The 19,931-nt window shown below is 62.0% G+C and carries 12 protein-coding genes and 1 pseudogene; 8 read left to right on the plus strand and 5 right to left on the minus strand.

All coding sequences use genetic code 11. The features are described from left to right. The first annotated feature begins 34 nt into the window (after window positions 1–34). The 4 genes from HV711_RS19815 (at window position 35) to HV711_RS19830 (ending at window position 5,489) form a co-directional block, all read left to right on the plus strand. The gene (locus HV711_RS19815) at window positions 35–265 is read left to right on the plus strand and encodes a hypothetical protein (RefSeq protein ID WP_013586894.1); all 231 of its coding nucleotides are present in this window, start codon (window positions 35–37) and stop codon (window positions 263–265) included. Between the two features lie 65 nt (window positions 266–330). Then, the gene (locus HV711_RS19820) at window positions 331–576 is read left to right on the plus strand and encodes a hypothetical protein (protein WP_013586893.1); all 246 of its coding nucleotides are present in this window, start codon (window positions 331–333) and stop codon (window positions 574–576) included. Window positions 577–672: 96 nt separating this feature from the next. Next, window positions 673–1,632: an ion channel gene (locus HV711_RS19825; RefSeq protein ID WP_035481906.1), complete on the plus strand. Its 960-nt coding sequence runs from the start codon at window positions 673–675 to the stop codon at window positions 1,630–1,632. A 269-nt stretch (window positions 1,633–1,901) separates the two neighbouring features. Continuing rightward, window positions 1,902–5,489 carry an indolepyruvate ferredoxin oxidoreductase family protein gene (locus tag HV711_RS19830; protein ID WP_035481905.1) on the plus strand — a complete coding sequence of 1,196 codons (3,588 nt, stop codon included), beginning with the start codon at window positions 1,902–1,904 and terminating at the stop codon, window positions 5,487–5,489. A gap of 87 nt (window positions 5,490–5,576) precedes the next feature. Here the strand turns inward: HV711_RS19830 and HV711_RS19835 are convergent, their stop codons facing one another. Together HV711_RS19835 and HV711_RS19840 are read right to left on the minus strand one after the other, a co-directional pair. Next, window positions 5,577–6,272 (minus strand): copper homeostasis protein CutC, encoded by a 696-nt coding sequence (locus HV711_RS19835; RefSeq protein WP_035481942.1) that lies wholly within the window; start codon window positions 6,270–6,272, stop codon window positions 5,577–5,579. 34 nt (window positions 6,273–6,306) lie between these two features. After that, on the minus strand, window positions 6,307–7,584 hold the full coding sequence (locus tag HV711_RS19840; RefSeq protein WP_013586889.1) for a sensor domain-containing phosphodiesterase: 1,278 nt from the start codon (window positions 7,582–7,584) through the stop codon (window positions 6,307–6,309). A 472-nt stretch (window positions 7,585–8,056) separates the two neighbouring features. Between HV711_RS19840 and HV711_RS19845 the strand changes: the two genes are divergently transcribed. After that, window positions 8,057–9,706, plus strand: a complete 1,650-nt coding sequence (locus HV711_RS19845; RefSeq protein ID WP_013586888.1) for a Na+/H+ antiporter — start codon at window positions 8,057–8,059, stop codon at window positions 9,704–9,706. Window positions 9,707–9,772: 66 nt separating this feature from the next. Here the strand turns inward: HV711_RS19845 and HV711_RS19850 are convergent, their stop codons facing one another. The 3 genes from HV711_RS19850 to HV711_RS19860 all read right to left on the minus strand — a co-directional run bounded on the left by HV711_RS19850 (window position 9,773) and on the right by HV711_RS19860 (window position 13,685). Then, window positions 9,773–11,080, minus strand: a complete 1,308-nt coding sequence (locus HV711_RS19850; RefSeq protein ID WP_035485535.1) for a solute carrier family 23 protein — start codon at window positions 11,078–11,080, stop codon at window positions 9,773–9,775. A 369-nt stretch (window positions 11,081–11,449) separates the two neighbouring features. Next, on the minus strand, window positions 11,450–12,070 hold the full coding sequence (locus HV711_RS19855; protein WP_035485539.1) for a DUF2239 family protein: 621 nt from the start codon (window positions 12,068–12,070) through the stop codon (window positions 11,450–11,452). Window positions 12,071–12,155: 85 nt separating this feature from the next. After that, a complete protein-coding gene (locus HV711_RS19860; protein WP_082201616.1) occupies window positions 12,156–13,685 on the minus strand; it encodes a sensor domain-containing diguanylate cyclase in 1,530 nt (509 codons plus the stop codon). Between the two features lie 636 nt (window positions 13,686–14,321). Here HV711_RS19860 and HV711_RS19865 point away from each other — a divergent pair. The 3 genes and pseudogenes from HV711_RS19865 (at window position 14,322) to HV711_RS19875 (ending at window position 19,751) form a co-directional block, all read left to right on the plus strand. After that, window positions 14,322–15,710, plus strand: coding sequence for a tyrosine-type recombinase/integrase (locus HV711_RS19865; RefSeq protein ID WP_035485545.1), 1,389 nt, complete (start codon window positions 14,322–14,324; stop codon window positions 15,708–15,710). A gap of 277 nt (window positions 15,711–15,987) precedes the next feature. After that, a pseudogene (locus tag HV711_RS19870) lies at window positions 15,988–16,173 on the plus strand (transposase domain-containing protein); the annotation flags it as partial. Window positions 16,174–16,577: 404 nt separating this feature from the next. Next, window positions 16,578–19,751 (plus strand): DEAD/DEAH box helicase, encoded by a 3,174-nt coding sequence (locus tag HV711_RS19875; protein WP_035485547.1) that lies wholly within the window; start codon window positions 16,578–16,580, stop codon window positions 19,749–19,751. Window positions 19,752–19,931: the final 180 nt, after the last annotated feature.

Below are 19,931 nucleotides of genomic sequence, written 5' to 3' on the forward strand. Positions count from 1 at the left end.
AAACACCGCAACCTTTGGAACGAGGAGCGACGCCATGGAGGACATCACCTACACCAAAGGCATCTACACGGCCACCGCGTCGGTAAGAGAGCTCGATCGGGACACCTGGCAAGGCGTGGTGACACTCGCGCGCGACGAAGGCGAAGCGAGGCAGGACCAGGAGACCACGGTCTACGAAGTGGAGGCCACCTCGTCCACACCGGGCGAGGCGCTGGAAGAAGCCAAGGCGCTCGCTCATCGGATACTCGGGGAACTCGAACTCTAGGCTGTGCGTCGCGGCACTCGTGTCTCGCGCGCCGCGCCGCCTGAACGCAATGGTCGGAGGCGATCATGGTTGAACAGCTCTTCCTCTACGGCGTGTACTCGATTCACGTCCGCCCCATCGAACTCAGCGGCGCGCGCTGGGACGCGGAGTACGAGATCCGGCATCGCGAGAAAGCAGTCAAGCCGTGGACCACGGTCGGCGGCGACGAAGGTTACGGCGACGAAGCCGAGGCGATTGCCGCGGCCCATCAGCAGGCCGTCGACGACATCGAGCACGGCGCCGGCATCCCGAAGCCGCGCGCATTTCCCTGAAACACTGCTCGCAGGTCGCAAGGCAGGAGCCACGGCCGCGTTCGGCGAGCAACGCGCCGTGCTACGCTTGCGCCGTTTTTATTCCATGAGCACGCGATGGCAACTGAACCGACCGACCGTTTTCCCGGCATCGGCGACGCTGAAAGCAGCGCGCAGAAACGCCGCATGCGCGGCAGCCGCGAACTGCGTCTCGACGATCGGGTAGTCATTGCGCACGGCATGCCGACGCCGTTCTGGCAGGACCTCTACCACCGTGCGCTGGACGTCCGCTGGCCGACTTTCTTTGTCTCGCTCGCGGTGCTGTTCATTCTGCTCAATACCACCTTCGCCACGCTTTATATGCTCGGCGACGCACCCATTGCCAATCAGTATCCGCCTGGCTTCGGCGGCGCGTTTTTCTTCAGCGTCGAAACGCTCGCCACCGTCGGTTACGGCGATATGCATCCGCAAACGGTCTACGCGCATTCAATCGCGACGCTGGAAATATTCGTCGGGATGTCGGGCATTGCGTTGGCAACGGGGCTGATTTTCGCGCGCTTCTCGCGTCCGCACGCCAAGATCATGTTCGCGCGCTACGCGATCATCCGGCCGCTCGACGGCCGCATGACGCTGATGGTGCGTTCCGCCAACGGACGTCAGAACGTGATCGCCGAAGCGCGTGCGCGGCTGCGCATCCTGCGGCGCGAAACCACGGCGGAAGGCTACACGCTGCGCCGGCTTCACGACCTGACGCTCGTGCGCGACCAGCATCCGGTCTTCAAACTCGGCTGGACGGTCATGCATGTGATCGACGAAACGAGTCCGCTCTTCGGCGAAACGGCTGAAACGCTCAAGGCGCGCGACACATCGTTGCTGCTCACGCTTGAAGGCGTCGACGAATCGACGTCGCAAACCATGCAGGCGCGCCACATGTGGTCGTGCGACCAGATCTACTGGCACCACCGTTTCGTCGACATCATGAGCGAGCAGGACGACGTGAGCCATATCGACTATGCGCATTTTCACGAGATCGTGCCGCTCGACGAAGCGCCTGTCGGCGCGAGTGTTCGTCCATAAAGGCACCAAGGCGGCGAAGGCGGGCGGCCCCAGCGTCGCTTGCCGCTGTGCTGCAGGACACCCAGGGCATACCCGAATTCGCCCTTCACGTGGCATATCTATCTCAAAAGCACGGGAAAACGCGCCGCTCTTCGCGCCCATTCGCGCTGCCGTCGGCAAAGTAGAAAAAATCCACTCTGATCGGCGCTAAAAAATAGAGTCTCTTTCGCTGCGCGACTTTCGCGGTCCCCACCCTCGCGCGCCGAATGCCCAATTACGGAGACTCACCCATGACCGCTCGCCTGCCCATCGACGGCACGCCCGCTCTCGCCGACTACAAGCTGTCCGACAATCTCACCGCCACGCGCGGGCGCATCTTCCTGACCGGCACGCAGGCGCTGGTGCGGCTCGCGCTCATGCAGCGCGCGCTCGACAAGGCGCGCGGCATGAACACCGCGGGCTTTATCAGCGGCTATCGCGGTTCGCCGCTCGGCATGGTCGATCAGCAATTGTGGAAGGCGAAGAAGCTGCTCGACGCGAGCGACGTGCGGTTTCTGCCCGCCATCAACGAAGAACTCGGCGGCACCGCCGTGCTCGGCACGCAGCGCGTGGAAGCAGACCCGGAGCGCACCGTCGAAGGCGTGTTCGCGATGTGGTACGGCAAGGGCCCGGGCGTGGACCGCGCGGGCGACGCGCTCAAGCACGGCAATGCGTACGGCTCGTCGCCGCACGGCGGCGTGCTGGTCGTAGCCGGCGACGACCACGGCTGCGTGTCGTCGTCGATGCCGCATCAAAGCGACTTCGCGATGATGGCCTGGCACATGCCGGTGGTAAATCCATCGAATATCGCGGACATGCTCGAATTCGGACTATACGGCTGGGCGCTGTCGCGCTTCTCGGGCGCATGGGTCGGCTACAAGGCGATTTCCGAAACCGTCGAATCCGGCTCGACCGTCGACCTCGACGCGCTGCGCACCGACTGGACCGCGCCCGAAGATTTCGTCGCGCCGGCGGGCGGCCTGCATAACCGCTGGCCCGATCTGCCGAGCCTCACCATCGAAGCGCGGATGCACGCCAAGCTCGACGCGGTGCGCCACTTTGCAAGAACCAACAGCATCGACAAATGGATCGCGCCGAGTCCGCAGGCGAATGTCGGCATCGTCACGTGCGGCAAGGCGCATCTGGATCTGATGGAAACGCTGCGCCGCCTCGATCTGACCGTCGCGGACCTCGACGCGGCCGGCGTGCGCATCTACAAGGTCGGCCTGTCGTTCCCACTTGAAATGACGCGCATCGACACGTTCGTCGCCGGCCTCTCCGAAGTGCTGGTGATCGAGGAGAAAGGTCCCGTCATCGAGCAGCAGATCAAGGACTATCTGTACAACCGCGCAGAAGGCGCGCGCCCCGTCGTGATCGGCAAGCATGCAGAAGACGGCAGCATGCTGCTCTCGTCGCTCGGCGAATTGCGGCCCTCGCGCATTCTGCCCGTGTTCGCCAACTGGCTCGCGAAGCACAAGCCCGCGCTCGATCGCCGCGAACGCGTGGTCGATCTCGTCGCGCCGCAAATTCTCTCCAATGCCGCCGACAGCGTGAAGCGCACGCCGTATTTCTGCTCGGGCTGTCCGCACAACACATCGACCAAAGTGCCTGAAGGATCAATCGCGCAGGCGGGCATAGGCTGCCACTTCATGGCTTCATGGATGGAGCGCGACACCACCGGCCTCATTCAGATGGGTGGCGAAGGCGTGGACTGGGCCTCGCATTCGATGTTCACGAAAACGCGCCACGTGTTCCAGAATCTCGGCGACGGCACCTACTTTCATTCGGGCATTCTCGCGATCCGCCAGGCGGTCGCCGCGAAGGCCACGATCACCTACAAGATCCTCTATAACGATGCGGTTGCGATGACGGGCGGCCAGCCCGTCGACGGCAGCATTTCGGTGCCGCAAATTGCGCGTCAGGTGGAAGCCGAAGGCGTGTCGCGCTTCGTCGTGGTCAGCGACGAGCCCGAGAAATACGACGGCCATCACGATCTGTTTCCGAAGGGCACCACCTTCCATCACCGCAGCGAACTCGACACCGTGCAGCGCGAGTTGCGCGACACGGACGGCGTGACCGTGCTCATCTACGACCAGACGTGCGCGGCGGAAAAGCGCCGTCGCCGGAAAAAGGGCGAATTTCCCGATCCGGACAAGCGCCTCTTTATCAACGAGGAAGTCTGCGAAGGTTGCGGCGATTGCGGCGTGCAGTCCAATTGTTTGTCGGTGGAGCCGGTCGAAACGGCGCTCGGGCGCAAGCGTCGCATCGATCAGTCGTCGTGCAACAAGGACTATTCGTGCGTGAACGGCTTCTGCCCGAGCTTCGTGACGGTGGAAGGCGGCAAGCTGAAGAAAGCCGCGGGCGTCGCATTCGACCCGCAAGCCCTGGCCAAACGCGTCAACGCATTGCGGCTGCCCGCAACGCATCTGGACGCCGCGCCGTACGACATTCTGGTGACGGGTGTCGGAGGCACCGGCGTCGTGACGGTCGGCGCATTGATCAGCATGGCCGCGCATCTGGAAGGCAAGAGCGCGTCGGTGCTCGATTTCATGGGCTTCGCGCAAAAAGGCGGCTCGGTGCTGTCGTTCGTGCGCTTCGCCGCGCGCGACGAATGGCTCAATCAGGTGCGTATCGACACGCAACAAGCGGACGTGCTGCTCGCCTGCGACATGGTGGTCGGCGCGAGCGCCGATGCTTTGCAGACGGTACGTCATGGCCGCACGCGCATCGTCGTCAACACACATGCGATTCCGAATGCGACCTTTGTGACGAACCCGGACGCGACGCTGCACGCCGACGCGTTGATCGACAAGATGCGCCACGCCGCCGGCGCGGAGCGTCTGTCGAGGTGCGACGCCCAGGCGCTCGCCACGCGTTTTCTCGGCGACACGATCGGCGCAAACATTCTGATGCTGGGCTTCGCGTGGCAATTGGGTCTCGTGCCCGTGTCGTTCGGCGCGCTGATGCGGGCCATCGAGCTGAACAATGTCGCAGTGCAGATGAATCAACTGGCGTTCTCCATCGGCCGGCTCGCTGCCGAAGATCCCGCCGCGCTGGAATCGCTGTGGCAGGCGCGGCACGCAGTAAAGCCAGGTGTGCGTGTCGATACGCTCGACGAACTGATCGCCCATCGCGAGGGCCGTCTGCAAACTTACGGCGGCGCGAGCTATGTGAAGCGTTATCGCGCGCTCGTCGATGCCGCGCGCCGCGCCGAGCATGCCGTCGACGCACACAGCGAGCGTCTGACGCGCGCGGTGGCGACCACGTTCTATCGTCTGCTCGCAGTGAAGGACGAGTACGAAGTGGCGCGCCTGCATACGGACGCCGCGTTCCGCGAAGCACTCGAGGCGCAGTTCGAAGGTGTCGCGGGCAAGGACTTCGGCATCACATTCAATCTCGCGCCGCCGACACTTGCCCGCGCACACGAGGGCGCGCATCCGACGAAGAAAACCTTCGGCCAATGGCTGTGGCCGGTGCTCGGCGTACTCGCCAGAGCGCGCGGGCTGCGCGGCACGATGCTCGATCCGTTCGGCCGCACGCTCGAACGCAAGATGGAGCGCCAACTCGCCGACGACTACGAAACCACGCTGCAGCGCGCGCTCGCGAAGCTCGACGCGGGCAATCTCGAAGATGTCGCGAAGCTCGCCGACCTGCATGCACGCGTGCGCGGGTATGGGCATATGAAGCTCGCGAATCTGGCGGGCGTGAAGCGCAGCGAGCGCGATCTTGCCGCGCGCTTGCAGATCGAAGCGGCGACGAGTGAGTCGGTGAAGAAGTCGCTGGAGGAAGTGAAAGGCGCCGGGCAGTTGCGCGGCATTCCGGTGGTGGTCGCGAAATAAGCGCCAGTGCGCTTCTAACGCCTGCTGCATGAAGGGCAAAGCCGCTTCGTGTGCAAACATGAAGCGGCTTTTTATTTGCCTTGGCGTTTATTGCGCGTTCAGCTGCGCCCTGACTCGCGCCACCTTGTCGATGTCGATCAGTGCAAGCCCGTTGCCGCCCACGCGTACGCCCGAACCGAAATGCACCGCTTGAACTTGCGTCCGGTTCACAAAACCGGCCACTGCGTCGACGGTCAGACCCGCGCCTGCCAGCAATGTGCAGTGCGAACCCGACGCCTCGCGCACCAGGTCGCGAATCGTCGCTTCGGCATCCAGCACCGACGGCTTTCCGCCTGAGGTCAGCACATTCGTCACGGCATCGAAACGGAGCAGCACGTCCAACGCTCTGCGCTGATCGCGCACTTCGTCGAATGCACGATGGAAGGTGATGGCGAGGCCCTCCGCAGCGTCGATCGCGCGCGCGAGCTGTTCGCGGTTAATCTCGCCCTGCGCGTTCAGCATGCCGATCACCACGCCGTTCGCTCCTGCGGCTTTGACGGCCCGGACGTCGCGCAACATCACCGCATGATCGTCGGCGTCGTAGACGAACGAACGGCTGTGAGGACGCACGATCACATTGACAGGAATACTGACCGTCTCGACGACGGCTTCGATCAGGCCGAGGCTCGGCGTGAGCCCGCCCTCGCCCATCGCGGTGATGAGTTCGAGACGGTCGGCGCCCGCCTGCGCGGCGAGCCGCGCGTCGGCAACGGTGGTGGCAATGACTTCAAGCAGAACGGACATGAGCGCAACGGGTGTCGTAAAAAACGACATGATGTCAGATGCGCGGTTCCTCCACCCAGTCGATATCGCCGCAGAGCACGCAAGTCTTGTCGCCGACGCGCGTCGCCACCGACAAGGTCACGCATGGCAGCGCTTCGTTGATCGACAGATACGGACGTGTCACGTGCACACGTTCCGGTGCATTGATCGCATCGCGAAAGTACGGACGACGCAGCCAGTTTGCGCCTTGCGCGTCGGCGAGCGGCAGAAAGCGCGTCTCGTGCGCCGCGCGGTCGGCGCGCAGCACGACGTTGCGGCCCGCCTGCCGCCCTTTGGCGTCGAGCAGAAAGCAGCGCGCGGCGTGGTCGAGCCCGAGAAAATTCCAGCACACTTCGTCGAGCGGCTCGCCGGCCGCAAGCCGCTCCGCCGCGCGTTCGAAGGCGCGCAAATAGGGCGCGAGGCGGCTCGCGTTGCGGCGCTCGCGCGCTTCGGTCTGATCGCGGTAGCGCTCGGTGAGCTCGCCGATGCACGTGGCGGCATGCGTCGCATCGGCCGCGCCCGGGCTCGGACGTCCAAAGAAAAAGCCCTGCACGAAGTCGGCGTTGCAGGCGAGCGCCATCTGCGCTTCATGCTCGGTTTCCACGCCTTCGATCAGCACAAGCTTGCCGGCTTCGTGCAGCAACGCGACGAGGCCCGGCAGGATCGTCGCCATGTCCGCGCGATGCGCCGCGTGCGACAGCATGATGCGGTCGAGCTTCACGATATCCGGGTTCAGTTGCCAGATCCGCTCGACGTTGGAGTGCCCAGCGCCGAAGTCGTCGAGCGCGATCAGAAAGCCGCGCTCGCGGAATTGACGCACGGCATCTGCGAGACGTTCGAGGTCCTCCGCGCGGTGCTCCAGCACCTCGAGCACGATGCGCCGCGGCGGCAAGCCGACGCGCCTGAGCGTCGCCAGCAGCGCGGCGGACAGATACGGATCGGTGAGCGCGCCCGGATGTACGTTGAGGAACAGCCACTCGCGCTCGGCGCCGAGCACCTTGAAGTTTTCCAGATGCAGCGTTTGCGCGAGCCGGTCCAGTTGCAATACGTCGCCGATACGCGCGGCCTCGCCGAACACGTCGAGCGGCGACACCGGCCGGTCGAGCATGTCATGGGCGCGCAGCAGGCCTTCATAGCCGACAGCCCGCATATGCGACAGGCTGAAGATAGGTTGAAACACGCTCGTCAGCGTCAGCTCGCCATGCTGCACCGAAAAGCGTTCGAGGCCCGACGTCACTTCGACGTCGAAGCCGTGGGGCGCGGTGGCCGTCCTTTCCTGTTGCGCAATCGTCATGCAGTCCTCTCACGCGAGAGCCGGGCCGGTCCGAACGCGGATGCGTACAACCCACGGCGCCATTGCTCCAAAATGTGCGTCATCGATATGGCTTAAGCAAGCTCCATGCGCACGCTTGCGCACATAGCGATGTAACTCGCGTGAAAGAGTGCACCGGCGATATGGCGTGTGCGCCACGCGTGGGCGCACGCGCACCGTTGGAGTGCAGGAGGCGCGGCGGCGCTGGATGCGGGGTGGGTTGGTGGCTTGGCAGGCGCGCGGCGCGACTGGCGGCTTCACTGCGTGAGCCGGCATCACGCGCTAAACTCGCGGTCTACGCCCCGCGCTCGAGCTTCGTCGCCCGGCCTCCTGGTTCGTGTTATCCACGGCGGTGCGCGTCATGCCGCGCGCGGCTCAGCCGGCACGGCCGGCGAATCGCTCGTGCGCCCCCCGCCCAACCTTTGCATCGTCGCCCTCCGCCAACCTCGCTCCGATGGAAATCGTCTTCACCGTATTGATTCTTCTGCTTGCCGTCGCGGCCTCAGGGGTCGTGACGCGCTTGCTGCCCTTGCCGTTGCCGCTCGTGCAGATCGCGATCGGCGCGATGCTCGCGTGGCCGAAGTTCGGACTGCACGTCACGTTCGATCCCGACATCTTCATGATGCTGTTCATTCCACCGCTGCTGTTCGCCGACGGCTGGCGCATTCCGAAGCGCGAATTCTTCATGGCGCGCCGCTCGATCCTGATGCTCGCGCTCGGCCTCGTGTTCATGACGGTGCTCGCGGTCGGCTACTTCGTGCATGCGCTCGTGCCGTCGATGCCGCTGCCCGTCGCGTTCGCGCTCGCCGCCGTGTTGTCCCCGACGGACGCGGTTGCGCTGTCCGGCATCGCCGGCAAAGGCAAGGTGCCGGGCCGGCTCATGCATATCCTCGAAGGCGAAGCGTTGATGAACGACGCGTCCGGCCTCGTCGCGTTGAAGTTCGCGATCGCGGCCGCATTGACCGGCGTCTTTTCGCTGCGCGACGCGTCGATCAGCTTTGTGATCATTGCCGCCGGCGGCCTCGCCATCGGCGCAGCGGTGAGTTGGCTCTTCAGCTTCGTGTCCGTGCATTTTCTGAATCTCGCCGAAGAAGGCGACCCCGCGCCCGGCGTCGTCATGACGCTGCTGATTCCGTTCGCCGCCTATCTGATCGCCGAACGCTTCGAACTCTCGGGGATTCTCGCGGCGGTCGCCGCCGGCATGATGATGAACTACACGACGCTCGCCACCTCCGGCCCCGTCGCGTCGCGCCTGCGTGCAAGCAATACGTGGATGATGATCGAGTTCGTCTTCAACGGCATGGTGTTCATTCTGCTGGGGCTGCAGTTCCCGCACATTCTCGGCCGGGCGCTGCTCGACGCGCATCAGACGAGCGACGCGCAAGTGGGACGGCTGATCGGCTATATCGCCGCCGTCGCCGCGGCGCTGTACGCGATGCGCTTCGTGTGGGTGTGGCTGCTGCGCTGGTTCGCGAGCCGCGGTGCGGCGCGGCACGGCGTCGCGAACGCGGTGCCGGGGCTGCGCACCGTCGCCGTCACGACGGTTGCGGGCGTGCGCGGCGCGGTAACGCTCGCCGGCGTGTTGTCATTGCCCGAAACGCTGCCGGGCGGCGCGGCGTTGCCGGGACGCGACCTTGCGATCTTCATCGCGTCCGGGGTCATTCTGGTGTCGCTCGTGGTCGGCGTGATCGCGCTGCCTTTGCTGTTGCGCGGATGGCGCCGCGGCAAGGATCCGCACGCCGCCGAAGAAGCGCTTGCGCGCACGATGGCGGCACAAGCGGCGATCCGCGCGGTGGACGACCTGCATGACAAGGAGTGCACGAATCTCGACGAATCGGCTTCCGCCTATGCCGCCGACGTGACCGCCCGCGTCATGGACATTTATCGTCGCAGGCTGACCGCGCTCGGCGAAGAGAAGGAGCCGCGCGAGATGGCGCGGCGCGCGGACGCACTGGAATTTCGCATGAAGCTTTCGGCGATGCGCGCCGAGCGCCAGGTGTTGCTCAGTCTGCGCAGCGGCCAGATCATCAACGACGAGACGTTCAACAAGCTCATGCACGAAGTCGATCTGTCGGAGAGCGCGCTGACCGCGCGTCGCAGATAACGCCCGCTTCACACGCGGTTGCGGCGGCTTCCGTTCAAGTCCTGCGCGCCGCTGCCGCCTCGGCCATCATGCCACCGGCCCTTGTGCCGGCTTCCTTCTGAGCAGCGCATAAAGAATGATGGCGCCGAACGTCGCCGTGCCGATGCCGCCCAGACCGAAGCCGCCGAGCTTGAGCGAGAAATCGCCCGCGCCGAGCACAAGCGTGACGGCGGCGACGATCAGGTTGCGGTTATCCGAGAAATCCACTCTGTTGACGACCCAGATGCGCGCGCCCGTTACCGCGATCAGCCCGAACACGACGATGGAAACGCCGCCGAGCACCGGACCCGGGATCGTCTGGATCACCGCGCCGAACTTCGGCGAAAAGCCGAGCACGAGCGCGATCACGGCGGCGATGACGAACACCAGCGTCGAATAGATTTTGGTGACCGCCATCACGCCGATATTCTCGGCGTAGGTCGTCACGCCCGTACCGCCCGCGAAACCGGAGACGACCGTGGCGAGCCCGTCGCCGAGAAACGCGCGGCCGATATAGCGGTCGAGATTCTGTCCGGTCATGGCGCTCACTGCCTTGATATGCCCGAGGTTTTCAGCGACGAGAATCACCGCAATCGGTGCGAGCAGCGTCATGGCCTGCATGTTGAAGACGGGCGCGGTGAAATGCGGCATGCCGAACCACGCTGCGTTGGCCACGATCGAAAAATCGATCGGCTTGCCCATGCCGAGGCCATTCGTCACAATTGCGTACATCACGTAGGCCATCAGCAGGCCGACGAGAATCAGCAGGCGTTGCAGCATGCCGCGCGCGAACACCGCCACTGCGCCGACGCACAATACGGTGACGAGCGCCATCCACGAATCGAAGTTGCTGCCGCTCACGCCGCGCACGGCAATCGGCGCGAGATTCAAACCGATCACGCAGACAATCGCGCCGGTGACCACGGGCGGCATCAGCGTTTCGATCCAGCGCGTGCCGACCGCCGACACGATCAGCCCGATGACCGCGTACACCACGCCGCACGCGATGATGCCCCCGAGCGCCACCGGAATGTTCAGGTTCGGCCCGTGGCCGCCATAGCCCGTGACCGCGATCACGAGACCGATGAACGCGAAGCTGGAGCCGAGATAGCTCGGCACGCGGCCGCCCACGAGCACGAAGAACAACAGTGTGCCGATGCCCGACATGAAGATGCACAGGTTGGGATCGAAGCCCATGAGCAACGGCGCGAGCACTGTCGAACCGAACATGGCGACGACGTGCTGAATGCCCATGGCGAACATCTGCGGCCAGGCAAGGCGTTCGTCGGTACCGACGATGCGCCCCTCGACGGCATCTGGCTGCTGGCGCCAGCGGGGAAAATAGGAATCGGCCATCGCGGGGGTTCTCCTCTATTCGGCGTTTTTCGTGGACGACGGCGCGTGAAAGCGGCGCCGTGCGGGAAACACGCGCGAGTGTACGGAGTGGGCTTGGAGGTGGCAAGCGCGAACCAGCGCAAGCGGTCGCGCGCTTTGAGATTCGTCCGATAGGAGAGCGGCGCCGCGACTCTTAGACTTCTCCCGCTGCGTTGACCTCAGGCAGCGCATGCAATGTTGTTGTAACTCTCCGACTTTCCGCTCACGCTCACCGAGTGTGAGCGGCTTTTTTTTGCCTGCGCGCGGGCGGCTTCGCGCCGCGCGCTCAACAGTTGCGTTGGCGGGCGTCGGCTCGCGTTGCGCCGCGCGTGCCATCGCCTTCGCTGCGATTCACGCGTGAGCTTCGAACGCGTTTCCCGCAAGCCGCACCGTGTATGCGCGAACATCTTCGGGCCATTGCGCGATTTTTTCTTCGAAGCGCGGCCGGTCGTCGGCATACAGCGCGCGGGTCGCCTCCTCGTAATCCGGCAGGTTGCCGGCCAGCGCGGTCATGAAGCGGTAGACCGCTTCCTGCGCGGCGCGTCTGCGGTCGAGATGCTCGCCGGCGGCGCGCGCCGTGTCCACCAGTTTGCGCAGCGCGACCGACGCGCCGCCCGGCTGCGCGTTCAACCAGTCCCAATGACGCGGCAACAAGGTCACTTCGCGTGCGACGACGCCGAGCTTCGGCCGTCCGCGACCGCGCGGCGCGTCTGCCGCGGCTGCGTCGGGGCTTGCGTCGTTCGCCGGATCAGCGGCGTGCTGCGCCTCAACCAGGCGCGCGACGATCTCTTCCTCAGTGCCCCGCAGGTCGAATTCGACTGGCGTGGCGGTGGCGTCGTCGAAAACAAGCACAGGCGCCTGCTCGCCGCGCGCGAGTACCTCCCTCACGGCGAGGGCGACAGGCGGCAACGTGCCGGAAGCAATCAGACGGTGGCCTTCAAAGGCCGTGCAGGTGCGCGAATGCGTGGTCACGACAAACTCCAGTTCAGGAAGTTGTCGAATTATACCCGGATTAAATTATCGCGCAATATAATACCCGGGTAATATTATTGACGGGTCAGCGCCCCGCCACGACCACGACGCTGCCGCCGCCCGCCGGCGTCCCCGTCCGGTAGGAGAACACGCGGTTGCGGCCGGCGTCTTTCGCGGCATACAACGCCTGATCGGCGGCCTCGACGAGTCTGCGGCTCATGGAGAATGCCTCGCCCTGCATGGTCGCGACGCCGATGCTCACGGTCAGCACATGGTGCGAACTCGCGACGTGGCGGATCGCGAGCGCCTCCACGGCCGCGCGGATTTTCTCGGCGATGGAGGTGGCGCCGGCTTCGTCGGTGTCCGGCAGGAGAACGGCGAACTCCTCGCCACCATAGCGTGCCGCCGTGTCGCCCGGGCGCTGCACGTTCCCGGCGATCGAGTGAGCCACCGTGATCAGCGCGTCGTCGCCGGCCGAGTGGCCATAGAGGTCGTTGAAACCTTTGAAACTGTCGACGTCGATGAGCAGCATGGAAAGCGGTCCGCCGTGGCGTTGCGCGCGGCGCCACTCGTTCTCTACGGCCTGCTCGAAGGCACGGCGGTTGTCGACGCCCGTGAGGCCGTCGGTGCGCGCGAGCATGCGCAACTCGTCCTCGGCGACGAGGCGCCGTCGCATCTGCTGCGCGAACAGCACGGCCAGCGCAATCAGCGTGAGGTCGAGCGCGGCGATCAGCGAGCCGATGATCCAGGCCCGCCGCCGCCAGCCGACATAGATGTCGCGCGTGGACAGCGCGACGTCGAGGATCAGCGGATACATGTCGATATGGCGGAACGCGTACCAGCGCTCGACGCCGTCGATCGCCGCCGTGCCGAAGAAATCGCCGCTCGGCTGCTGGACGAAGCGCGAGTAGTTCGCCGTCCCCGTGAGATTGATGCCGATGATCTTCGGATCGTAGGGGCGCCGCATCAGCATCGTGCCGTCGTTCAGCATGAGCGCCATCGAGCCGCCCGCGCCGAGGTTCATTCCGTCGAACAGCCTGCGGAAATATTTCAGGCGCATGGTTCCCACCACCACGCCGCCGAAACTGCCGTCGGCTTTCGTAATGCGCCGGCTGAGACCGATGCTCGCGTCAGCGCCCGTGGTGCGCGGCATGAACGGGTGGCTGACGTACAGACCGACGTTGGGCGAATCGCGGTGAACCTTGAAATAGTCGCGGTCGCCGAGATAGACGTGCCGCGGCGGCACGAACTGCGAGTCGAACTTGATATAGCCGGTTTCGTCGATCACGAGGATCGAGCCCATGTCTTTCGCGGACGCCGAGCCGTCGAACAGCACCATCTGACGCAGCGTAGGTTCGAGCTGCAGCACGCCCGGCTGCTTCAGGCCGTCTATCACGGTTCGTATCGACAGATCGTAGATCTCGAGATTGCGCGAGACGTCGCGCTCGACCAGCAGCGATACATTGAAGACCGAGTCCTGCGCGCGCCGCAACGCGTCGTCGCGCATTTGCGCCAGCACCCACACCGCAATGGCGAGGATTGCGCTGGCCAGCACGACACTGATCGCAATGATGAGGTTCGGACGACGCGTGACCATTCTGTTCGATTCGGGCATGCGCGACCTTGACGCGCGGGAGGGAAAGAGATGCGCCCACCGGAGCACATAGGGCGAACCGGTAGGGTACCAGAGGTGGTAGCGGCCCAAATCGCGGAAAAGACGGGCCTTTGCCACCTTGCGCGCGGCTTACGAGCCGCGGTGAAGCGGGATGATAGCTCAGCACCCTATCGATTGGCCATGTTTGGCGGCGGGCGGCTCTCCCCTGTCAATGCAAGAGCCGGGGTAGCAGTTCAATGAGAGGGGATACGTTTTTTCCGATCGTGAACGAGGTGAGGATGAGCTGGCTGCGGTGGGCGCACTTCGCCGGAGGGCCGCGTGGCGCGCTGGAGGCTTTAAGAAAAAACCCCGGCAGCTTTGGGCTGCCGGGGTTTTTAGTGAAGCGGATCGTGATGCTTGGAGTCTGTTTGGTGGGAGGAGGAGGATCGAACTCCCGACCTTCGCATTGCGAATACGAACAAGACGGCGTTTCCCCTAGCGGGCTCGACGTTGATCAAAATAGATAAGTGACTGTATTTTATACATAAATTCCTGTTCCCCTCTGTGCATCTATATTGATCTTTCTAGCTCGATTGCTCCATAATTCAGTTACACAGGAGTTACACGGGGTTGCCAGCTCAAGAACAGGGAGGTCGGGTGGCGAAGGTAAATTTCACAGCAGCCCGGGTAGAGGCGCATCGCTGCGCACCCGGTCAATTCACAAAAAACGGGAAGCCCGTAAATCAATCGTTTCTTTGGGACAGCAAGACCCCGGGGCTCGGCTTACGGGCCACCGTTGGCGGGGCGAAGGCTTACATTTTCCAAGGGAACGTGCATGGCTCGACGGTAAGAGTCAAGATCGGCGATCCGCGGAGTTGGACAATCGATCAGGCTCAGGAGCGAGCACGAAGCCTCCAGACACTCATCGACAGCGGTATCGATCCGCGAGAGCATGAGGCCAAGCAGAAGGCAGCGCACGAAGCACGGCAGGCTGCCAAGCAGCGCCAGGATGTGACGGTCGGCAAAGCGTGGGAACAGTACCTCGAGCACCTTCGCACGAAAATTTCCCCGAAAACAAAGAAACCTCGGTCTGAGCGATACATCCTCGACCACATCAATCTATCTTCGCCGGGTGGCGGCATCGCCAAGCGCGGAGGCAAAGAAAAAGTACGCGGACCATTGGCACCGCTGATGGCACTGCGCCTGTCAGAAATTACGGCGGACTGCATGGCGGACTGGCTCCAGGTCGAAATATCCCGAGGACCGACCAATGCAGCTCATGCATTCGGGCTGTTCAAAGCCTTCGTTCGATGGTGCGAGACCCACGAGACCTTCGCTGGAGTTGTCTCCCCCGATGCCTACGCGTCCCCCAAGGTAAAGGGAATACTACCGCGGAGCGTCGCAAAGGACGATTGTCTTCAGCGCGAGCAGCTGTCCGTTTGGTTCTCCGCAGTACGTGGTATCGCGAATCCAGTCATCAGCGCGTACCTTCAAGGCCTCCTGATCACCGGCGCTCGCCGGGAGGAGCTGGCTGCGCTGCGTTGGGAGGACGTGGACTTCCGCTGGCGCAGCTTGACCATGAACGACAAAGTGGAAGGTACCGGTGGCCGGACCATTCCCCTCACCCCTTATTTAGCGAGCCTATTGCAGAACCTTCGGCGACTGAACGACACCCCTCCCAACAAACGCCAGACCACACGTCTTGCACAAAGGGGCGACCAGTGGGAGCCGTCCGAGTGGGTATTCGCAAGCAAGACCGCCTCGGACGGGAAGATTGCCGAACCGCGTCATGCGCATAACCGCGCGTTGTCTCCCACAGGTCTGCCACATATCTCGCTCCACGGCCTGCGTCGATCGTTCGGCACGCTGTCGGAGTGGGTCGAGGTTCCCGTCGGCGTTGTCGCTCAAATCCAAGGACATAAGCCATCGGCGATCGCGGAAAAGCACTATCGACGCAGACCACTCGACCTGCTGCGGATGTGGCATGACAAAATCGAAACATGGATGCTCGAGCAAGCACAGGTCAAGTTTGAGCCGCAGAAGTGATCGCCACGCGGATAGTTCGGCCCTTAGTTCGCAGCGTACCTTGCCAGGAACGATAACGCGAAGGCGGATGGGATCGAGGTCGTCTGCAAACCGTAGTCGGCCGAACGTCACGTAAGCGTGGCACCAGCGACGTCTTGACTGGAGAGAGTGATCTTCAGACTGCGGTGCGGAGCTGAGCGGCAACGACCCACGGTGCGAGTTCGTCGATGCGGTTGAGTTTCGCGGTGCCAATGAGGCTGTAGATTTGGGCGGCACGCTCGCCGCCCGAGTCTGCTCAAGCGGCTCGCTGCGAGCAGGTCAACGCGCTGCCGCCATCTTGAGCCTGCTACGCTCGGCACAACTCAACGGGCACGACCCGCACGCCTATCTGAAGGGCATCCTCACGCGGTTGCCGACGCACCGAGCGAGTGAAGTCGAGCCACTGCTGCCGCATTGCTGCCAAACGACTGCGATCGTCGGCTAACTCCACCCGTCAAGACTGGTTTGCCGAACGCTTACTGTTAAGGCCTCTGAGATCGCGGGCTGCTCGCTTTGAACAGAATTCCACGGCCCAGATATACAGGATTGGGGGCAGTTGCCGATAAATACGGGGCATCGAAAGAAGGATGGCGGTTTTGATCCTCGGACATCGCCCGACGTCCCGGAGTTCCGCGGATTGTCAAAAGGCTAGAGCGGATGTTGAGGTGGTGGTCAACGGAGGGGGCGTCGTTAAAATCGCGCGGGATCGTCATCGACTGTCCGCACTACGTGGCTGAATGATGCCAACGATGGTAGAAAAATGTGTCGCGGCGGTAGCAGGCCTAGCCTTGGCCCGCCGGGCTGGCAAATGCATCCCAATAAAAGCAAGTCCTCCAATCGGGAAACATAGTGTTCAAGAACGTACCACCCAGTGTCGACCTGTGGAAGCACCAGCGAGCTGCCCTGAATTTTTCGGTCAAGCATTTGAGGGCTTCCGACGAAGCCTGCCTCATTCGGATGCCGACAGGTACAGGCAAAACCGGGGTGATCGCATGTCTCACATTACTGTCGTACGCAGGGGTCAGCCTGATTATTACCCCATGGGCCAATCTGAAGAAACAGATGATCAGCGATCTTCGGGAGAACTTCTGGACCAAGATCGGGCATGGGCGTCCGAAGGGGGAGATAGAAGGTCTTCTTCCCTCGAACATCGATGATGTGTTGAAGAACTCAAACGTCAAGGTGATTGTTACGACTTTCACCACGCTCAGCGTTATCCATCGAACTTTTCCGCAGAAATTTCTCGAACTGTCGAATCACATCGGTCTCACGGTGGTCGACGAAGGCCACTACGAGCCAGCGGTGCGTTGGGGACGATCAGTCAAAGCCCTCGGGAAGAAAACGGTTCTGCTGACGGCGACGCCTTATAGGAACGACCTGAAGCTCTTCCGCATCAGCAATCCTAGAAAGTCAGTTTTCCAGTTTACTCACGAGGAGGCCGAGCGGAACTCGATTATCCGCAAGCTGGCATTTCACGCGTTGCCAGGAACAACGAACCTGAAATCATTGTGCGTAGAATTCAAGAAGTTCTGGGATAACAACCACCGCCAACTTCCCGCAAGTAATCCCAGAGCGATTGTTGTCTGTCCCGATGCACAGACTATCCGTGAGGCCGTAGCGACGCTCTCGTCACTTGGTCTGAAGACGCTGGGGGTACACGACCAATTTAGAGGTGACGAGCAGGCCAATGGTCTCTACCGATATGTGCCGCACAAATCCGACAGGAAAGTTGATGCGGATATCTGGGTTCATCAGTACAAGTTGATGGAGGGTCTGGATGACGACCGCATTTGTTGCATCGCGTTGTTTGGGCCAGTACAGAACGACCGAAAGCTTATACAGCAGATCGGACGCGCGCTCCGCAGGTCAAAGTCAGAACGCACGAATGCGACGGCGATCCTCGTGTCGCCCGATGACTACGCCGTCGAGAAACGCTGGAATGCGTATCGAGCCTTCGAGGTTGATTCGGAGTTGGCGACGCCCGCTCACTTCCGTCAGGTAGTTGATGGTCTGCTTAAATTGCAGCCGCCCGCTGAGTATTTTGAAGGGCGGTTCCGCCAAAGGTTCCGGCCGGATGACATCGCAAACGATCCGCAGGTAACGATCGCGCCGAGCGTCTTAATCCGTAAGGTCAGCTCCACCTTCGATTTCGACAACTACATTCAAGAGTGCACAGACACGTTGAATCTGGAAGATGCCATTATCCTCGGAAAGGATTGGTACGGGCCATGCATGCAGGACGATAACTTTGCGCTTTGGGTGTATGCGAAATTGAGCAACTCCCGCCTCCTGGAACGGGAATCGTTTTATGAAATCCGCCTTGAGGCGCATTGTGCTGTACTAAGCGGCCATTATCTTGTCATCTCAGACACCAGCGGCGCCTTGCCAGTCGAGCTCTTGGATCAACATACATCAGATCTTGGTGCTGACGTACTGATGAGGTTGATAGACGGACAGTTCCGCATTACGAATGTGTCGGTGAACAGTGCCATACCGTTTGATACCGTAGTAAGAGCGGCGAATCTCCGGGGGCACAATTTAGCTAACATTGCTACGTCGTTGACCGACCGTGTCCAGATATGCCGCTCAGCGACCGGCGTATCGCCAACCAACGGCCGCCGTTATGTCGGGGCTAATAAAGGCCGTGTGCGCCAAGATCTGTCTGACGCGCAAAAGCGTATCTACACGCTCGATACCTTCCTGCAATGGGCAGAGTCAGTTAGTTCTGTACTTGCCAATGGCACGGCCACGAATCAGCTCTTTCAACGTTACATGCAGACGGTGACTCCACCGGATCGCGCTGAACCGCGCACTATCTCGATAGACCTGCTGCGTGAAGACCTTGAACTGTCAACGATGGGCGGAGTTGGCGTGCGTATCGAAAATTCTTCTGCAAACATCACCGCGTCTGTCACCGCCCACTCGTACAACTGCACCTTCGACTTCTCGACTGCCGATCCTGATCAGCCGAAGCGCATCGCTGTGAAGTTAAATCTAAGATATCAGCCCACCAAAGGACGGTTCTGGTTCCATCCGGCTGGGGAGACATTGAGCGTGAGGAAAGCTGGGGAACCTGGTCGGGTTCGCAGCTTGATCGAATACTTGAATCAAAATCAGGGATTGATCTTGATTGGCCTCAAAGGCGGCGGTATGGTTTATCAGGGAAGAGACTTCTATGCGGTGGACTACAACTACGCAGAACGCGCGCTGATCAACCGGATAACGCAGCCCGCTGTTCTTGCCTGCTCCACAGAGAAAGGAACATCAACACAGCTGGATCAGGCAAAAGCAAAGAAAGACGCTGCGTTTCCTGATGGATCACTTTTCAAGGCAATCGCCGAGGCGTCGTCACGCCTGATACCGTTTGATGCGACAGTCTTGATTTGCGACGACATGGGATCGGAAGGAGCGGATTTCATCGCAGCGGACTTCCATAGCAAGAAGATAGCGTTCATTCATGCCAAGACAGGCGATGACAGGAAGATTTCGGCAGCAGCGTTTCACGATATCGTTGCTCAGGCGTTGAAAAACCTTGCATATCTTTCACGAAACCCGGAACAGCCGAAGGGCGCGAAAAGCTGGCGGAAAGCCGAATTCTGGAACAATACAGGCGTTTCCTCTCTTCTGAGAGCCCCCACAGGCAGCCCGGAAGGAGACGAGCTTTGGGAGAAGCTCAAGTCGGAAATCATCGAAAGCAGTGACGCAGAGTTGCACGTGATTCTCGTCACGGCCGGGTGCTGCGATATCGTGAAGCTCAGGGAAGCAGTGCATGATCCCAAAGCACGAACTGCGGAAACCGGGCAACTGTTGCATCTCCTCGAGGGGCTAAGCGGCTATGCACGTCAGTTGGGGGTCGGACTTACGGTTCATGATGTACCTTTTAAATTAACCGCAGAAAAAGCCGCTGCCAAGGAGGTAGAGAAGGAAGCGAGAAGGGTCGCGGCCGCCGCAAAAAAGGCTGCCAAGAAGTCGACCACCAAGCGTGATAGCAAGGCCCCGCGCCAATCCAAACGATCAAAATGAACGTAGCCTTCTGTTGCCATGTGCTTATGGCAGGTGGGAGGAGATCTGCAGCTTTTCTTACCTGCATAGTTGTTACGTCCCGGTCTATTTGAGGATCGGCGGGGGATGTTTGTATCGCGAACGTCGGGAACGAATTTTTGAACTTCACCGCAAAGAGCGCGGGATACAGCGGACGTAAAG

The sequence above is a fragment of the Paraburkholderia phenoliruptrix genome (assembly GCF_902859825.1).
Taxonomy (GTDB): Bacteria; Pseudomonadota; Gammaproteobacteria; order Burkholderiales; family Burkholderiaceae; genus Paraburkholderia; species Paraburkholderia phenoliruptrix.